At 32.4% G+C, this 18,207-nt stretch carries 16 protein-coding genes; 14 read left to right on the top strand and 2 right to left on the bottom strand.

The features are described 5' to 3' along the window. Window positions 1-698: 698 nt before the first annotated feature. Entirely contained in the window at window positions 699-1,388 is a 690-nt protein-coding gene (locus B0A81_RS15720) for an NUDIX hydrolase (RefSeq protein ID WP_089053606.1), read from the top strand. A 299-nt stretch (window positions 1,389-1,687) separates the two neighbouring features. Here B0A81_RS15720 and B0A81_RS15715 read toward each other — a convergent pair whose 3' ends face one another. Continuing rightward, on the bottom strand, window positions 1,688-2,686 hold the full coding sequence (locus B0A81_RS15715) for a substrate-binding domain-containing protein (protein WP_089058901.1): 999 nt from the start codon (window positions 2,684-2,686) through the stop codon (window positions 1,688-1,690). A gap of 102 nt (window positions 2,687-2,788) precedes the next feature. On the opposite strand from B0A81_RS15715, the gene B0A81_RS15710 reads away from it, so the two are divergent. The 4 genes from B0A81_RS15710 (at window position 2,789) to B0A81_RS15695 (ending at window position 8,019) form a co-directional block, all read left to right on the top strand. Next, on the top strand, window positions 2,789-3,844 hold the full coding sequence (locus B0A81_RS15710; RefSeq protein ID WP_089058900.1) for an aldose epimerase family protein: 1,056 nt from the start codon (window positions 2,789-2,791) through the stop codon (window positions 3,842-3,844). Window positions 3,845-3,868: 24 nt separating this feature from the next. After that, complete coding sequence (gene galK / locus B0A81_RS15705) at window positions 3,869-5,029, top strand: galactokinase (protein WP_089058899.1); 1,161 nt, start codon at window positions 3,869-3,871, stop codon at window positions 5,027-5,029. Between the two features lie 16 nt (window positions 5,030-5,045). After that, window positions 5,046-6,095, top strand: coding sequence for a UDP-glucose--hexose-1-phosphate uridylyltransferase (locus B0A81_RS15700; RefSeq protein ID WP_089058898.1), 1,050 nt, complete (start codon window positions 5,046-5,048; stop codon window positions 6,093-6,095). Window positions 6,096-6,333: 238 nt separating this feature from the next. Then, window positions 6,334-8,019 carry a sodium/sugar symporter gene (locus tag B0A81_RS15695; RefSeq protein ID WP_089053601.1) on the top strand — a complete coding sequence of 562 codons (1,686 nt, stop codon included), beginning with the start codon at window positions 6,334-6,336 and terminating at the stop codon, window positions 8,017-8,019. Between the two features lie 99 nt (window positions 8,020-8,118). Here B0A81_RS15695 and B0A81_RS15690 read toward each other — a convergent pair whose 3' ends face one another. Next, window positions 8,119-9,369 (bottom strand): NAD(P)/FAD-dependent oxidoreductase, encoded by a 1,251-nt coding sequence (locus tag B0A81_RS15690; protein WP_089058897.1) that lies wholly within the window; start codon window positions 9,367-9,369, stop codon window positions 8,119-8,121. A gap of 101 nt (window positions 9,370-9,470) precedes the next feature. Between B0A81_RS15690 and B0A81_RS15685 the strand changes: the two genes are divergently transcribed. The 9 genes from B0A81_RS15685 to B0A81_RS15645 all read left to right on the top strand — a co-directional run bounded on the left by B0A81_RS15685 (window position 9,471) and on the right by B0A81_RS15645 (window position 18,199). Then, the gene (locus tag B0A81_RS15685) at window positions 9,471-10,991 is read left to right on the top strand and encodes an HAL/PAL/TAL family ammonia-lyase (RefSeq protein ID WP_089058896.1); all 1,521 of its coding nucleotides are present in this window, start codon (window positions 9,471-9,473) and stop codon (window positions 10,989-10,991) included. A gap of 37 nt (window positions 10,992-11,028) precedes the next feature. Next, window positions 11,029-12,255 (top strand): WG repeat-containing protein, encoded by a 1,227-nt coding sequence (locus B0A81_RS15680; RefSeq protein WP_089058895.1) that lies wholly within the window; start codon window positions 11,029-11,031, stop codon window positions 12,253-12,255. Window positions 12,256-12,264: 9 nt separating this feature from the next. Continuing rightward, a complete protein-coding gene (fabG, locus tag B0A81_RS15675; protein WP_089058894.1) occupies window positions 12,265-12,996 on the top strand; it encodes a 3-oxoacyl-ACP reductase FabG in 732 nt (243 codons plus the stop codon). A gap of 183 nt (window positions 12,997-13,179) precedes the next feature. Then, window positions 13,180-14,415 (top strand): beta-ketoacyl-[acyl-carrier-protein] synthase family protein, encoded by a 1,236-nt coding sequence (locus B0A81_RS15670; RefSeq protein WP_089058893.1) that lies wholly within the window; start codon window positions 13,180-13,182, stop codon window positions 14,413-14,415. Continuing rightward, window positions 14,408-14,662 (top strand): acyl carrier protein, encoded by a 255-nt coding sequence (locus B0A81_RS15665; RefSeq protein WP_089058892.1) that lies wholly within the window; start codon window positions 14,408-14,410, stop codon window positions 14,660-14,662. Before B0A81_RS15670 ends, B0A81_RS15665 begins: the two co-directional genes overlap by 8 nt. Continuing rightward, on the top strand, window positions 14,662-15,540 hold the full coding sequence (locus B0A81_RS15660) for an LpxL/LpxP family acyltransferase (RefSeq protein ID WP_089058891.1): 879 nt from the start codon (window positions 14,662-14,664) through the stop codon (window positions 15,538-15,540). Before B0A81_RS15665 ends, B0A81_RS15660 begins: the two co-directional genes overlap by 1 nt. 175 nt (window positions 15,541-15,715) lie before the next feature. Next, window positions 15,716-16,618, top strand: coding sequence for a hypothetical protein (locus tag B0A81_RS15655; RefSeq protein ID WP_089058890.1), 903 nt, complete (start codon window positions 15,716-15,718; stop codon window positions 16,616-16,618). A 16-nt stretch (window positions 16,619-16,634) separates the two neighbouring features. Continuing rightward, window positions 16,635-17,768, top strand: a complete 1,134-nt coding sequence (locus B0A81_RS15650) for a beta-ketoacyl-ACP synthase III (RefSeq protein WP_089058889.1) — start codon at window positions 16,635-16,637, stop codon at window positions 17,766-17,768. After that, entirely contained in the window at window positions 17,768-18,199 is a 432-nt protein-coding gene (locus B0A81_RS15645; RefSeq protein WP_089058888.1) for a hypothetical protein, read from the top strand. The genes B0A81_RS15650 and B0A81_RS15645 overlap by 1 nt, the downstream gene beginning before the upstream one ends. Window positions 18,200-18,207: the final 8 nt, after the last annotated feature.

Here is an 18,207-nt window from a genome sequence, read left to right as displayed (position 1 = left end):
AAACGTTCAAATAACATTTATTCTATTGCGATTATCTCATCTTAAAACCTAAAACTGCAAAGCACAACCTGCTTTTCTAACTCTATTTTATCCGATTTTTTTCTTTTTTAACTTACTTTTATTCTAAAACCAAAACCTAAAAAGACAGAAAAATTGATTTCTATTTCTTCTTTTTTACAATCGAGATCATTTTTAGTTTTGTCTTTTTTTCACTTGAAATCTTGAATAAGTGTTTCTTTGACATTTGTAAATTTAAATAAAAAATAGTCTCAAAAACAAATTAAAATTCTAAAACAACTGGTTGCAAAAAACAGATTTCGTAATTATGCTTTTGAAAACTATCCTAAACAAACGGCTTTTTTACTTTAATTCAGCTTTCATAAAAAGTTTAAAAATTATAAATTCCACAAAAAACTAATAAATACTGGGGGTTTGCAGCTTTTTTTGACGGTTTGAATTTTTAAAAATAAAATATCCATCTTGATACGAATTCTCTTTTAAAAATGTTTTTACCTTTGATCCTGATTTTGGTAATAAAAAGAATAATAAATTGAGAAATTGTATTCTATTTATAGATACCAAAATAAATTATAGTGATTTCATACTTTTAGTACTATTTTTACATAAGTGTAAATGTTACATTAATAAGTTATGAAACAATTTAGGAAGTTTATATCTTTACCAATAAATTATTAAATATGCTAAACAGTTATAGCTCTGCCGATAAGGTTTTACTAGCGGTAGATTGTATTATTTTTGGATTCGACAGTGAAGGTCTAAAAATACTTTTAATCAAAAGAGATTTTGAACCTGAAAAAGGAAAATGGTCCTTGATTGGAGGGTTTTTAAAACGTGATGAAGTTTTAGATAATGCAGCTATTAGAATATTAAATACGTACACTGGTTTAAACGATATTTATATGGAGCAGCTGTATGCTTACAGCGAAATTGATCGTGATCCTGTCGAAAGAACCATTTCAGTTTCTTATTTTGCCTTGATTAATATCGAAAACCATAATGCTGAACTAATTAAAAATTATCATGCCGAATGGTTCCCAATTAACGATGCACCAAATTTAATTTTTGACCACAACGAAATGGTTCAAAATGCGATAAAAAGACTGCGATATAAAACTTCGATAAAACCAATTGGTTTTGAATTGCTTCCAGAAAAATTCACCATGCGTCAGCTTTTAGAATTATATGAAGCTATTTTAAGTAAGGAATTAGACAAAAGAAATTTCATTAGTAAAATAAACTCTCTTGAGATTTTAAATAAACTTGAAGAGAAAGACATGCAGTCGTCCAGAAAAGGATCGTATTTGTACACTTTTAATAAAGAAAAATACGAAGAGAAATTACTTAATGATTTCGTTCTGAATTTATAAAAAAAAACAAAACCCTGAAATTCCACAATTTTCAGGGTTTTTTCTTCAATAAAACTACTATTAAAAAAAATAAACAAAATTATTATCTTTTAACCTTTGTATTTAGCTGTTATTATGAACACTAACTGCTAAAACATTAATAAGTGTAAAATTTACATTTGCAAATGTAAGCAAAATAATTCTTCAAAAACAAAAAATAACATCTTTATTTTTTTTATTAATTAATAAAAGAGTTTTTAATCAAATGAAGGATTTAACTATACAATGAATAACTACACGTTAAATTCATTAATAAGTTACTACAAAGAATTTCGCATTATTAAAGAGGACTTGTTTTCGATTTGCTCCTTTTTTCCTTTCAAGACCATTTCTGCCAAAATTTTTCCCATCGCTTCAAAATGAGTAGAGATTGTTGTAATTCCGCTGGCTACAACTTTTTTCAAAGGAGTTTCATTATAAGAAATAATTCCGAAGTCTGTTCCCAGTTTTAAATTTTGATCTCTGGCGCTTTCTATTACCCGAACCAAATCACGATCATTAGGTATAATGTACAAATCTCCTGCATTTATCTTTCTATTTGTAAATTCGGCAATAACTTCAGATTCAAAATTATGTGCCGTACAAAAATCTTCAAAACCCATTTTCATTCCTATTGGTTCTCGGAAACCTGGAAAAATCAAAATCAATTTCTGATATTTAGCCAAACGTTCTTTTCCCCTCTCTAATCCTTCAAAAATATCCTTTTGATGATTCTGATAAATTGCAGGATACGATTTTAAGTCTGCGTTTGTCTGATCCAGTATAATAACATCACCCACTGGTAGGGTTTTTATAGAACCAACTATATCTTTTAAATTTGTTGGCATTAAAATGTATTTCGTATAATTCCCATTGCTGTCATTAATCAATTTCTGAAAAACAACATTATTAAAATGATGAAAGTAAATATCCACCTGAACATTTTTTCCAATATTGTTTAAAAAGGAGTTGTAGATATCTTCCTTGAAAATATTCAATTCATCAAACAACAAAAAAATCTTCTGCTTAATCGTGATTTCTACACTCTTAACGTAGTATCCTTTTCCAGGAATAGCATAAATAATACCTCTTTTTTTGAGTTCTTCATATCCTAACAAAACGGTATCTCGGGATAATGAAAATGCCAGACAAACTTTATTTACAGAAGGCAGCCTGTCACCTTTAACCAGTTTTTCGTCTTCAATTGCTTTTTCAATTGAAAGAATAATCTGCTTATATTTTGGCAGACCAATGTTGTTTTGAATCGAAATAATGTTCATATAAAATAAAGATCTTTAAAAATTTACACAAAAACTGGTAGGTACCGGTATGCAAAAATAAAGAATGTTTTTATTTTTGACTTTCATTTTTCTAAAATTTTAATGAAAACAATAAACAAATCACATAGTAAAGAAACTTCTAGTGCCGATTTTTCTGATTTTGGACCAGAGATCGAAAAAATTCGTTCTTTCGAATTATCAAATAAAAACGGAATGAAGGTTGAGATTTTAAATTATGGTGCAACTGTAAGTTCTCTTCAGATTCCAATTTCTGAAGGCGAGATTGTTGATGTTGTTTTGGGATTTGACTCTCCAAAGTCTTATTTAGAATCTTATAATTTACCAAGTGCTCCTTATTTTGGAACAACGGTTGGCCGTTATGCGGGACGAATTCATAAAGGACTTTTTTCTTTAAATGGAAAAACATATCAATTAACAAAAAACAATAACGGAAACTCTTTACATGGTGGAAATATTGGTTTTGGAAAAAAAATATGGAATGTTACCAGTCAAACTTCTAATGAAAATCCGTCGATAACATTTAGTCTTTTAAGTGAAGATCTTGATGAAAATTATCCCGGAGAATTACAAGTTGACTTAACTTACACGCTTACAGAAAATAATGAGCTGAAATTAAATTATAAAGCAATTTCTACAGAAGATACTGTTATAAATTTAACGCATCATAGTTATTTTAATCTAGATGGTCACGATGGCAGTGTTCTGGATCAAAAAGTTTTTATTGCTGCCGAAAAAATGCTGGAAACTGACCAAGAGAATATTCCAACTGGAAAATTTATTGATCTTAATAATCATGAATTTGATTTTAGAAGTGAAAAAAAATGCCCGGCTTCAATCGATAATTCTTTTGTTATCAATCAAACCAATAATCCCTCAGCATCTTTATTTAGTTCAAAAAACAATCTAAAAATGAGCGTTTATACAAATCAGCCAAGTGTACATATATATGTAGGCGGTAATTGTTTTGACATTTTAAAAGGAAAAAACGAAGCTGTTTACCATAAAACAAGTGGTATTTGCTTTGAGACTCAAAATTTTCCAGATGCCCCCAACCAAGCACATTTTCCTAATTCGGTTTTAAGGAAAGGTGAAATATATAATCAAGAAACCGTTTATAAATTTGAAATTTTGAACTAAAAACGGTAAACCAATTACATTATAATGAATGACATTTTAATACAAAACACCACTGCTTTTTTTGAAAAATCTTTTGGGGCTAAACCAGAAAAAATAGTGCTTTCTCCAGGAAGAATCAACATTATCGGCGAACATATTGACTATAATGATGGTTATGTTTTACCTGCTGCAATTGACAAAGTAATTTGCTTTGCTTTGGAAAAAAACAATTCCAAAAAATCAAAAATAATTGCCATCGACTTAAACGAGGAATTTGAAATTGATTTAACTCAGGAAGTAAAATTAAACGACATTGTCTGGACAAATTATATTCGAGGCGTTATTAAACAGCTGCAGGATAATGGCTTTTCATTTGAAGGTTTTAACTGTGCTTTCAGCAGTAATATCCCTGTTGGTTCAGGATTATCATCATCTGCAGCTTTAGAATGTGGAATGATTTTCGGAATTAAACAGCTTTTCGATTTAAAAATTGAAAAAGTAGACATAGCATTATTAGGACAAAAAGCTGAACACTGGGTGGGAATTAATTGTGGTATAATGGATCAGTTTTCAAGTGTACTTGGTCTTGAAAACAAAGTTATTCAATTAGACTGCAACACATTAGATTATCATTATCATAATGCTGATTTTAAAGATTACTCTTTGGTTTTATTTGACAGCAATGTTAAACATTCTCTTTTTACATCTGAATATAATACACGCAGAATAGAGTGTGAGCAAGGATTGTCAATAATTAAAAGTCATTTTCCTGAAGTAAAAAGTTTTAGAAATTGTACCGAAGAACAACTTTTAAGTATTCAGGACAAAATGAATGAAACTGTTTTTAAAAGAGTTCATTATGTCGTAAAAGAAATTAATCGCGTTATAAAAGCCTGCGAAGCGCTGGACAAAGGTAATATAGAAGAATTAGGACAATTGCTTTTTGAAACACATTATGGTTTATCTCAAGAATATGAAGTAAGCTGTGCCGAATTAGATATGCTTGTTGATACGGCAAAAGCTGACAATAATATAATTGGTTCTCGCTTAATGGGCGGCGGTTTTGGCGGATGCACCATTAATTTAATTAAAAAAGGTCATGAAAATGAGGTGAATAGTAAGTTTTCGAATCTTTATTTAAATACATTTGGGATTGAATTAAAATTTTACGACGTAAAAATCTCAAACGGAACAACATTACTTTAAATACCACACCAACACAATGAAAAATTTTGACATTAACGAAGATCCTCACAGACGTTTTAATCCTTTACTCAATGAATGGGTTTTAGTTTCACCTCATCGTGCAAAACGCCCTTGGCAGGGTCAAAACGAAACCATTTCGACTGAGACACTTCCTAAACACGATTCAACTTGTTATTTATGTCCTGGAAATGTTCGTGCAAACGGAGTAAGCAATCCTGCGTACAAAAGCAGTTTTGTATTCGACAATGATTTTGCCGCTTTAAAACAAGATGAAATTATTTTTGAAGAAGATATTAAACATACCTTTTTTAAGGCAGAACCTGAACAAGGAATTTCGAGAGTGGTTTGTTTTTCACCAAGACACGACTTAACGCTTCCTGAAATGGAAGTTGCCGATATTGAAAACATTATTAAAACTTGGCAGAAAGAATATGCTGATTTAGGAAGCATTAAATACATTAACCACGTTCAGATTTTTGAAAATAAAGGAAGTATTATGGGGTGCAGCAACCCGCATCCTCATGGACAAATCTGGGCACAGTCATCATTGCCGACTCAGGTTGAAAAAACACACAAAAGCTTAAAGTCTTATTACGACAAAAATCAAAGAACACTGCTTGAGGATTATGTTAAGGCTGAATTAAGAGTTGGAAGCCGAATAGTAATCGAGAACGAACATTTTGTTGCATTAGTTCCGTTTTGGGCAATCTGGCCTTATGAGACTATGATTGTGAGCAAAAACCCAATTAGCAAAATCACGGATTTTAATGCCGAAGAAGTTACTGCTTATGCCGAAATTTTAAAACAGCTGACTATTAAGTACGATAATTTATTCAGCACATCGTTCCCTTATTCTTCAGGAATTCATCAAGCTCCAACAGATAATTTAGATCATCCTGAATGGCATTTTCATATGCATTTTTATCCGCCGCTGCTTCGTTCTGCAACTGTAAAAAAATTCATGGTTGGTTATGAAATGATGGGAGAATCGCAAAGAGACATTACACCAGAGAAAAGTGCTGAAATTTTAAGACAACAACCAGACGTTCATTACAAAACAAAATAAAAATTTAGCTGAATTTTTCTTGCAAAATAAGTTCTGAATCGAAAATTTAACATAATAATTTATTTATAAATGTAAATAATACATTTACAATGATAGATTTATAACTTTTTATTTTAAATTTGGCTTCCGTTCTTGTTTTAATAAAAAAATAACAGAATAAAAACACATTTTTCATTTTTTAAACAAATTAAACCACAAAAAACAATCGCTATACTAATTATCTAATATACCATTATCAATGAACCAGAACCTCACTATTGCAGATTATGCAGTATTTATTATCTATTTTCTCGTAGTATCTATCTATGGATATACGATTTATCGCAAACGCGAAAAAAACGAACACGATGCCAAGGCTTATTTCCTTGCCGAAGGAACACTTACATGGTGGGCAATTGGAGCTTCATTAATTGCATCAAACATTTCGGCTGAACAATTTATCGGAATGAGCGGTGAAGGTTTCTTTTTAGGAATCGCAGTTGCTGCTTATGAATGGATTGCTGCTATTGCGTTGATTATTGTTGCAGTTTGGTTTATTCCAGTATATCTTAAAAATAAGATTTACACGATGCCTCAGTTCTTAAAAACACGTTACAATGAATCTACGGCTTTAATCATGGCGGTTTTTTGGTTGTTTTTATATGTATTTGTAAACCTTACATCTATTCTATATTTAGGAGCAGTTGCTATTAATGGTCTTGCAGGCGGAGAATATCTTCATGCAATTATGATAGGTTTAGCTGTTTTTGCATTAATTATCTCTTTAGGAGGAATGAAAGTTGTTGCTTATACCGATGTAATTCAGGTAGCGGTTTTAATCATTGGAGGTTTAGTTACGACTTATATCGCTTTGACTGTAGTATCTGATCATTTTGGTTTTGGAAAGGATGCTCTTGCAGGTTTCAATCTATTAATGGAAAAAGCACCTGAACATTTCAAAATGATAATTGACAGACCTACTGCTTCTTCATCTCAACTTGAAATTGATAAATATTTAACTTTCCCTGGTTTAATGTCTTACTTAGCAGGTATCTGGATTATCAACCTTAACTATTGGGGATGTAACCAATATATCACACAAAGAGCTTTAGGTGCCGATTTACAAACTGCGCGTAATGGTATTTTGTTTGCAGGATTCTTAAAATTATTAATGCCTCTTATCGTTATGCTGCCTGGTATTGCTGCTTATGTTTTATACCAAAATGGTGGTTTACCACAATTGATCGGCGGAAAAGACGGAGCTTACTCGGCGATGTTAACTTTCCTTCCAACAGGTTTAAAAGGATTATCTGTTGCTGCATTAACTGCTGCTATCGTAGCATCATTAGCTGGTAAAGTAAATAGTATTTCGACAATCTATACTTTAGACGTTCATAAAAAATACATTCAAAAAAATGCAAGTGACAGACACCAAGTAAATATCGGAAGATATGCTGTTTTTGCTGCTATGCTTTTAGCCGTATTATTTACGTGGAATGACATATTAGGAATTGGCGGTGTTGGTGGATTTACTTACATTCAAAAATATACCGGCTTTATTAGTCCTGGAGTTTTTGCGATGTTCTTCCTTGGAATGTTCTGGAAAAGAACAACTGGAACTGCAGCAATTGTAGGTGTAATTTTAGGATTTGTATTGTCTGTTTTATTCAATGAATATGCTCCAATGCTTTTCGGAAATGAAACCTTATTATATACTGCTTATTCTAATGGAAAAGGTGCATTCGAAATTCCGTTCCATATTTGTATGGGATTATCATTCTTCTTTACAATGCTGGCAATGATTGCAATCAGTTTTGCTGGACCTAAAGTAAACCCTAAAGCATTTGAAATTGATTCTGAAATGTTTAAAGTTAAACCACAAACTACTGTGTTAATCGTAATTACATTATTGATTATTGTAGCATTATATGTGAAGTTCTGGTAGCAGAATTTTACAAAATAGTATTTAAAAGAAAAGAGGATTCTAAATTTAGAATCCTCTTTTTTATTATAGTGCAACAATAGGAATAACCAAAAAACCAGATTATTCCGAGCTTTGTTCTTTTTGCATATTTAGCAAATATGCCATGTTTGCAATTACGTGATCATGCTTTTTAACAAACGAATTTTCTTCGTTCCAGACATAACCAGCCAAAACAGCGCATATTTTTTCTTTTACTTCAGGATTTTCCGGCTGATGAAAAAATAAAGTCTGCAGATTTCCGGTGTACCATTCTTGTACATAAGTCGTAAATACTGCAATTCCTCGTTTCATATACTGCGTAAACTCAACTTCCCAATCAACAGGAGTTCCTTGTGATTCTTTCAAATATAATTTTGCCGCCAGCATTCCAGATTCAGTTGCAAAAGCTACACCTGATGAGAAAACAGGATCTAAAAATTCTGAACTGTTTCCTGTTAAAGCAAAACCGTCGCCATACATTCTTTTTACAGCTCTCGAATAATTCTCCAATTTTACAGGCTCAAACAAAAATTCAGTTCCTTGAAATCTTTTAATATAAAAGTCTGACAGCTGAATAGCATTTTTCAAAGCCTCGGCATTATCTTTATTTTCAGAAAGAGAATTGATAAAATCTGTTGGGCCAACAACTCCTAAACTCGTGTTTCCGTTAGAAAATGGAATTACCCAAAGCCATACTTGAGTTTCTAGAATATCAAATGAAATTTGAGTTCCTTCTTCACCTTCTTCTCTATTAATATCTTTTACGTGTGTAAATATTGAAGAATGCGGATCTAATTTCGAAGGCGTATCCAAATCTAAAAGTCTTGGTAAAACGCGTCCGTAACCACTTGAATCGATAATAAACTTCGCGTGAATTTCTTTTAAATTCCCATCCTTATCTTTTACAATAGTTTTAGAATTTTTCCCTTCAAAAGAAACTTCCAAAACCTCAGTTTCAAATTCTAGATCAACACCTTTACGAACGACTTCCTGAGCCATTGTGTTATCAAAATCAGCACGCGGAACCTGCCAGGTCCAATCCCATCCTTCTCCAAATTTCTTGCTGAAATCAAAAACACAAATTTCTTCACCTCTTATAAAACGCGCTCCCAGCTTCTTTTCAAAATTCATTGCATCAAGAGCATCAAACAATTCTGCCTCAGCAAAATGATCCATTACTCTAGGAATTAAGCTTTCGCCAACAACAAGTCTCGGGAACCTTTGTTTTTCTACAACTTTTACCTTAACATTGTTTTTATGAAGATACGATGCCGATACGCATCCAGAGGGTCCGGCGCCTATCACTAAAACATCTACAAACTCCTTTGTCATAATAAAAATATTATCAATTATTACCTTACATTTGCCATCATCAAAATAACTACATTTATTTTGATTAATAAAATTAAATTAGCACAATCAAAACCGATTTAATGAATACAATTAATGAATATTTAAGTTTAGCAGAATTCGAATCTATTATATTTGGAAATAATAAAATTGCAATCAGCGATGTCGTTCTTAACCGAGTAAATGAAAGCTTTAATTTCCTAAAAGAATTTTCTGGAAACAAAGTAATTTACGGCGTAAACACTGGCTTTGGTCCAATGGCGCAATATAGAATTAAAGAATCTGATCAAATTCAGCTTCAATATAATTTAATCCGAAGCCACTCATCTGGAACCGGAAAACCTTTAAGTCCAATTTGCGCAAAAGCAGCAATTTTGGCACGATTAAATACGCTTTCATTAGGAAACTCAGGCGTTCATCCGTCAGTAATCAACCTAATGTCTGAACTTATTAATAGAGATATTACGCCATTAATCTTCGAACACGGCGGTGTTGGTGCCAGCGGTGACTTAGTGCAGCTATCACATTTAGCTTTAGTTTTAATTGGTGAAGGCGAAGTTTTTTATAAAGGCGAAAGAAGACCAACTCCAGAAGTTTTTGAAATTGAAGGCTTGAAACCAATTCAAGTAGAAATTAGAGAAGGTTTAGCATTAATCAACGGAACTTCGGTAATGACCGGAATTGGTGTTGTAAATGTATATCACGCTAAAAAATTATTAGATTGGTCATTAAAATCTTCATGTGCAATCAACGAACTAGTTCAAGCTTATGACGATCACTTCTCAGAAGAATTAAACCAAACAAAACGTCATAAAGGACAACAGGAAGTGGCAGCGAAAATGCGTCAAAATCTTTCAGACAGTACTTTAATTCGTAAAAGAGAAGACCACTTATATTCTGGTGAAAATACCGAAGAAATCTTCAAAGAAAAAGTACAGGAATACTATTCATTAAGATGCGTTCCTCAAATTCTTGGACCGGTTTTAGAAACCATTAATAACGTTGCTTCAATTTTAGAAGACGAATTTAACTCGGCAAACGATAACCCAATTATCGACGTAAAAAACAAACACGTTTATCACGGAGGAAATTTCCACGGAGATTATATTTCACTTGAAATGGATAAACTGAAAATCGTTATTACAAAATTAACGATGCTTGCAGAACGTCAATTGAATTATTTATTAAATTCAAAAATCAACGAACTGCTGCCTCCTTTTGTAAATTTAGGAACATTAGGATTTAATTTCGGAATGCAGGGCGTTCAGTTTACTGCTACCTCAACAACTGCCGAAAGTCAAATGTTATCGAACCCAATGTACGTTCACAGTATCCCGAACAACAATGACAATCAAGACATTGTAAGTATGGGAACAAATGCTGCTGTAATTACCTCAAAAGTTATTGAAAACGCTTTTGAAGTTTTGGCTATCGAAATGATTACCATTGTTCAAGCAATTGATTATTTAGAGCAAAAAGATAAAATTTCATCTGTTTCTAAAAAATGGTACGATGAAATTCGAAATATAATTCCAACATTTAAGGAAGATCAAGTGATGTATCCTTTCGTTCAAAAAGTAAAAGATCATTTGATCAACAATTAAATCTTGTTTTACAGTATTAATATTGAATCTTAAAATCATGAAAAAACCACTTATTTTTTTGTTGCTAGTATTTCAATTTGTTAATAGTCAAGAATTGGCATTAGTTAGAAAGAATTCAAAAATTGGATATATTTCCAAAGATGGATCTTTTAAAATTGAGCCTCAATATAAATCTGCCAAAAGTTTCTCTGAAGGTTTAGCCGCAGTAGAAAATGGCGGAAAATGGGGTTTTATTGATACAAAAGGAGAATGGGTAATTCCTGCTGACTTTAAAGATGCTAAAGATTTTAACAACGGAATTGCTATAGTACAAAAAGATAAGCAATGGGTTTATATTGACAAAAAAGGTGAAATTCAAAAAAATCCCGCGTCAGATAAATTATTCGATTTCAATAATGGCGTTGCTTTTATCAGACAAAACAATAAAGTTGGATTGATCAACAATAAAATGACTGTCATTTTAGAACCAAAATACGATCAGATCAAGCCTTTTGAAAATGGTTTCGCAAGAGTGGAACTGAATAAAAATTGGGGAATCATAAATGCCGAAGGAAAAGAATTAGTTGAGCCTGCTTACGCAGAAATTGGAAACTATTTTAAAAATACAACTTGGGCTAGAAAAGATAAAACTTTTGGACTTGTAAGCGCTGGTAAATTTATTCCAGTTGATGGAGCCGAAAAAATTTGGGATTTTGAAACTCAAGATTTGACGTTTGCTAAAAAGAATGGAAAAATTGGATACATTGACTTAAAAGGAAACTGGACCATTTTACCTATATATGATAAAGGAAAAGCTTTTTCTAAAAATTTAGCGCCTGTTCTAGTTGGAAAAAAATGGGGATACATTAATCCAAAAGCAGAATTTGTAATTGAGCCTACTTATAACGATGCAGAAGTTTTTAGTGCAAATGGTTTAGCTCCGGTTAAAGAAAGCAATTGGGGATTTATTAATGAATCTGGAAAACTAGTTATTCCAACTCAATATGGCATTACTACCAATGCGATTATTGCTATGTTTACCCAACAAGACAAAGGTTTCATAGATGGTGTTGCACGAGTAAAAAATGAAGGAAAATGGGGTTTTCTTAAACCAGACGGAACAGTATTGAGTAATCAATGGTTTGAAAACGCTGAGCTTTTTTCAAAATCTGCTGAAAAACCTCAGGCTGCACCAGCTCCAGTTGAAGCTCCAAAACAAGAAACAAAAACAACAAAACCTGCTGCTAAATCGACACCGAAACCAGCAGCTAAGAAAAAGAAATAAATTTCACTTATGAAATGTGTATTAGTAACAGGCGGTTCAAGAGGAATTGGAAGTGCTATTTGTAAAAAATTAGCCGTTGAATCTAAGTATCATATTTTGATCAATTACCATTCAAACAAAACCGCTGCTGAAGCAACACTTCAGGAAATACAAAAATTAGGAGCAACAGGAGAAATCTTAGGTTTTGATGTTGCCAATTTTGAGCAAGTACAAGATGTTTTAACAAAATGGCAGGAAGCTAATCCTGAAGCTATTGTAGAAGCTATTGTAAATAATGCTGGAATTACAAAAGATGGTCTTTTTATGTGGATGACTCCCGAAGACTGGAACGGTGTTGTAAACACAAGTTTAAACGGATTTTTTAATGTAACACAGTTTTTCATTCAAAAAATGCTCCGTAATAAATATGGTCGAATTGTAAATATGGTTTCCGTTTCTGGTGTAAAAGGAACAGCAGGACAAACCAATTATTCAGCAGCAAAAGGTGCAATTGTTGCCGCTACAAAAGCATTGGCACAAGAAGTGGCAAAACGTAACATTACTGTAAATGCTGTTGCACCGGGATTCATTAGAACTGACATGACAAGTGAGCTGGACGAAAAAGAATTATTAAAACTAATTCCTGTAAACCGTTTTGGCGAAGCCGAAGAAGTAGCAGATTTGGTAAGCTTTTTGATTTCAAAAAAATCGAGTTATATTACCGGCGAAATTATCAATATAAACGGAGGAATATATTCTTAATTTTTTTAAACACATAGAAACATAAATTTTATGTGCAAATAAAAGAATACAGAGAGAACACATTTCTTTCACATAGACAGCTATATTTTTACAAAGAAGTGAAACGCCTTTTTTGAGATACAAATACTATGTTTCTATGTGTTTAAAAAGACACTTTAAGGATAAAAATTATTTTGAAAGACGATGAATAAGAGAGTTGTAATTACTGGAATGGGGATTTATTCTTGTATCGGAACTTCTTTAAATGAAGTAAAGGAATCATTATATAACGGAAAATCAGGTATTCAATTTGATTCTGATCGAAAAGAATTTGGTTTTCAATCAGCCTTAACAGGAATAGTTCCGAAAGCTGATTTAAAAAATTTATTGACACGAAGACAACGTATGAGCATTGGTGAAGAAACCGAATATGCTTATATGGCGACTATCGAAGCATTGAAAAATGCTAATATTGACGATGCTTTTTTTGAAAATCGCGAGGTTGGAATTATGTACGGAAATGACAGCGTTTCTAAAGCTGTTATTGATGCTACAGATATTGTACGTGAAAAAAAAGACACTGCATTAATTGGTTCTGGAGCAATTTTTAAATCCATGAATTCTACCGTTACAATGAATCTTTCAACGATTTTTAAACTGCGAGGAATTAATTTAACTGTTAGTGCAGCTTGTGCGAGTGGTTCACATTCTATCGGACTTGCGTATTTTTTAATAAAAAGCGGTTTTCAAGATATTATTATTACCGGCGGCGCACAAGAAATTAATAAATATGCGATGAGCAGTTTTGACGGATTAGGCGTTTTTTCTAATAGAGAAAATGATCCCGAAAAAGCTTCTAGACCTTTTGACAAGGATCGCGACGGATTAATTCCAAGCGGCGGCGGCGCAACTTTAATTCTTGAAAGTTATGAATCTGCGATTGCACGCGGCGCAAACATTATTGCCGAAGTTTCGGGTTACGGTTTTTCATCAAACGGCGGACATATTTCTACTCCAAATGTCGAAGGACCTGCCACAGCAATGCAAAGAGCTCTTGACGATGCAAAACTAAAAGCATCAGACATTGAATATATAAATGCACATGCAACCTCTACTCCCGTTGGAGATGCCAATGAAGCAAAAGCTATCTTTGAAGTTTTTGGTGAGAAAAACCCATACGTAAGTTCTACAAAATCAATGACAGGTCATGAATGCTGGATGGCTGGAGCTAGTGAAGTCATTTATTCTATCATAATGATGCAGCACGATTTTATTGCGCCAAACATCAATTTAGACAACCCTGATGAAGATGCTTCTAAATTAAATTTAGTTAAAACTACGTTAAACAAAAAATTTGACATATTTTTGTCCAATTCTTTCGGTTTCGGAGGAACCAACTCTGCGTTGGTGGTTAAAAAGTTTAAATTAAACAATGAATAAAGAAGAGATTATAGCACGAATTAATGGTTTTTTAGTTGATGAATTTGAAGTTGACAATGACGACATTGAACCAAATGCTAATTTAAAAGACACACTTGGGTTAGACAGTCTGGATTATGTTGATTTAGTAGTTTCAATAGAATCTAACTTTGGTGTAAAACTAGTGGAGGCAGATTTTGTTGGAATTTCTGATTTTCAAAGTTTCTACGACCTTATTGAAACCAAATTAAAAGCCAAAACAGCTTAATGAGTCAATGGGATGGCAAATCAAAAGGAACTGTTTTAGGCTATAGAATATTCGTTTTTTTAATACAAAAAGCGGGTATAAAGTCTGCTTATGTCCTGCTTTATTTTGTTGCCTCTTATTACTTTCTGTTTTTAAGAAAAAGTAATCGAGCTATTTTTTATTACTTTAAAGAAAGACTCAACTATTCTTATTTCAAATCAAAAAAAATGGTTTTCAAAAGTTACTATACTTTTGGACAAACCATCATTGATAAAATTTCCATTTCCGCAGGAATGCGAAACAAATTCACCTATGAATTTGACGGAATCGAAACGCTGAAAAAACTCTTAGCCGAAAAAAAAGGAGGTGTTTTAATCAGCGCGCATGTTGGAAATTTTGAAATTGCAGAGCATTTTCTAGGCGACATCGATCTTAATTTTCAAATTAATTTAGTTACAACAGACTTAGAACATTCTGCTATTAAAAATTATTTAGCAAGCGTTACTCAAAAACCAACCGTAAAATTCATCATCATCAAAGAAGATTTGTCTCATATTTTTGAGATTAATGCCGCTTTGGCCAATAATGAATTAGTCTGCTTTACGGGAGATCGTTACTTTGAAGGAACAAAATCACTTTCAGAAAACATTTTAGGCAAAGAAACCAGCTTTCCTGCCGGACCATTTTTAATCGCTTCAAGATTAAAAGTTCCCGTTGTTTTTGTTTATGTTATGAAAGAGCCAAATCTGCATTATCATTTATATGCAAGAGAAGCTGCAGTTAAACATCGTGACGAAAAAGCACTCTTGAAAGAATATGTAACCAGCGTAGAAAATATCTTAAAAAAATATCCGCTTCAATGGTTTAATTATTTTGATTTTTGGAATGATTTACCATAATTTGTAAAAAATCACACAGGTTTTTTCTCATTTTTGTCCTTTAAAGTGTTCTGCGGGATTAAAAACCCGCCATAAATCCACATCCAAAAAAACGTATAAAACGAAACATTAAACAAGAAAATTCGTTTAAATAAATTTACTTATTTTTGTTCGCAACCATAGTCAATAAACCCAAATGAAAAAAGTTCTCGTTATTTATTATACTCAATCCGGACAATTAGAAAACATTGCGCAAAATATCGCAAAACCATTTTTAGATTCAGAGGAAATAGATGTAACTTTTTACCAAATACAGTTAGAAAAGCCTTTTCCTTTTCCTTGGAGTAAGGATGCTTTTTTTGATGCTTTTCCCGAATCATTTTTACAAATTCCAACCGCTCTAAAGCCAGTTCCGGAAGATATTTTAAATACAAAATTTGACTTGGTGCTTTTCAATTATCAAGTTTGGTATTTATCGCCTTCCATTCCAATTAATTCTTTCTTGAAAAGCGAGGAAGCAAAAAAAATTCTAAACAACACACCCGTAATTACAATCAGCGGTTCACGAAATATGTGGATAATGGCGCAGGAAAAAATCAAAACCCTGCTTAAAGAAGCCAATGCACAATTAGTAGGAAACGTTGCTCTTGTAGATCGTGTAGGAAACTTAATAAGCGTTATCACAATCGTAGAATGGATGTTCTCTGGTGTTAAGAAGAAATATTTAGGTATTTTTCCACTTCCAGGAGTTTCAGAAAAAGACATTCAGGAATCTCCAAAGTTTGGAGAAATAATACTTACAGATCTAAAAACGAACAGTTTGAGTGATCTACAACCAAAATTAGTCGCAAACGGCGCAGTAAAAATCAGTCCCTATTTAGTGACTGTAGACAAAACAGCTAATAAAATTTTTAATAAATGGTCAAACCTTATTTATAAAAATCAAAAAAACCGAAAACAGCTTCTAAAAGTATTTAATGTTTATTTATTCCTTGCGATTTGGTTAATCTCGCCAATAGTGTATATATTGCACCTTATTTCCTACCCATTTAAGTTAAAAACCATAAAAAGAGAAACTCAATATTATCAAGGAGTTTAGCATACTAAATTAGATTATGTTTGAAGTATATATCACCAAAGCTGCAAAATATTTGCCAAATGAAGCTGTTTCGAATGATGAAATGGAAGCCTATTTAGGCCTTATCAACGATACTGCATCAAAAGCAAGACGTATTATTTTGCGCAACAACAAAATTATAAGCCGTTATTACGCTGTTGATAAAACAGGAAAAAGCACACACAGTAATGCCGAATTAACACGAAATGCTATTTTACCGCTGTTCGACGAAAACTTTACATCTCAGGATTTAGAAGTACTTTCGTGCGGAACCTCAACTCCTGATATTTTCCTGCCTTCGCACGCTGCGATGGTTCATGGTCTCTTAAAAAACAAATCGGTAGAACTAAACTCTTCAACAGGAGTTTGCTGTGCTGGAATGAATTCATTAAAATTTGGTTTTCTTTCTATAAAATCTGGAAATTCAAAAAATGCAATCTGTACAGGATCAGAAAAAGTTTCTACCTGGCTGAATGCTCAAAAATACAATCACGAAGCCGAAAACTTAAAAAATCTAGAAGAACAGCCCATTATTGCTTTCAAAAAAGACTTTTTAAGATGGATGCTTTCTGACGGTGCCGGCGCTTTTTTATTAGAAAATAAACCAAGAGGTCCAATTTGTTTAAAAATAGAATGGATGGAAGCTTTTTCGTATGCATACGAACTAGAAACATGCATGTATGCAGGAGGTGATAAACTAGAAAACGGCGAAATCAAATCATGGAGTGATTACGCACCAGAACAATGGTTAAACGAATCTGTTTTTGCCATCAAACAAGATGTCAAATTATTGGACGAATTTATCCTTTCTAAAGGTGCAGAAAGTATGAAAGATGCCATGGATAAAAACAATATTAAATCTGACGATATTACTTATTTTATTCCTCACGTTTCTTCTAACTTTTTTGTTGAAGGATTAAAAAAAGGATTAAATGAAAGAGGTATCGGAATGAGTGATGATAAATGGTTCATGAATCTTTCTCGAGTTGGTAACGTAGGTTCTGCCTCAATATATTTAGCTTTAGAAGAATTAATGAATTCCGGTAACTTGAAAAAAGGAGACAAAATTCTTTTATCAGTTCCAGAAAGCGGAAGATTTTCTTTTGCCTACGCTTATTTAACCGTTTGCTAATGGAAACAATCATACTTTTAGAAAAAGAAACGGTAGAAAATTTATTGCCTCAAAAGTTTCCTTTTGTAATGGTTGATGCTATGTATTCTTATACCGAAACTTCTTTGATTTCGGGTTTAAAAATACAGAACGATAACATTTTTACCGAAAACAATATTTTTCTAGAAGCTGGTTTAATTGAACACATGGCGCAATCTGTTGCCTTGCATACCGGTTATCAGTTTTTTTTAAGAAACGAAACTGCACCAACTGGATATATTGGTTCAATTAAAGAAATTGAAATTAAAAAACTGCCTGAAATTAACGATTCAATTCAATCTGAAGTTACCATTTTACAAGAATTTGCAGGTATCACTTTAGTGAATATTGTTACTAAATTAAATAATGAAGAAATTGCAAACGGGCAAATGAAAACCGTTTTAGCTAAATAATATAAAAA

It is taken from the genome of Flavobacterium plurextorum (assembly GCF_002217395.1).
In the GTDB taxonomy this organism is placed as follows: domain Bacteria; phylum Bacteroidota; class Bacteroidia; order Flavobacteriales; family Flavobacteriaceae; genus Flavobacterium; species Flavobacterium plurextorum.
The sequence above is the reverse complement of the archived record's forward strand: the minus strand, read 5'-3'. Positions and strand labels throughout refer to the sequence as shown.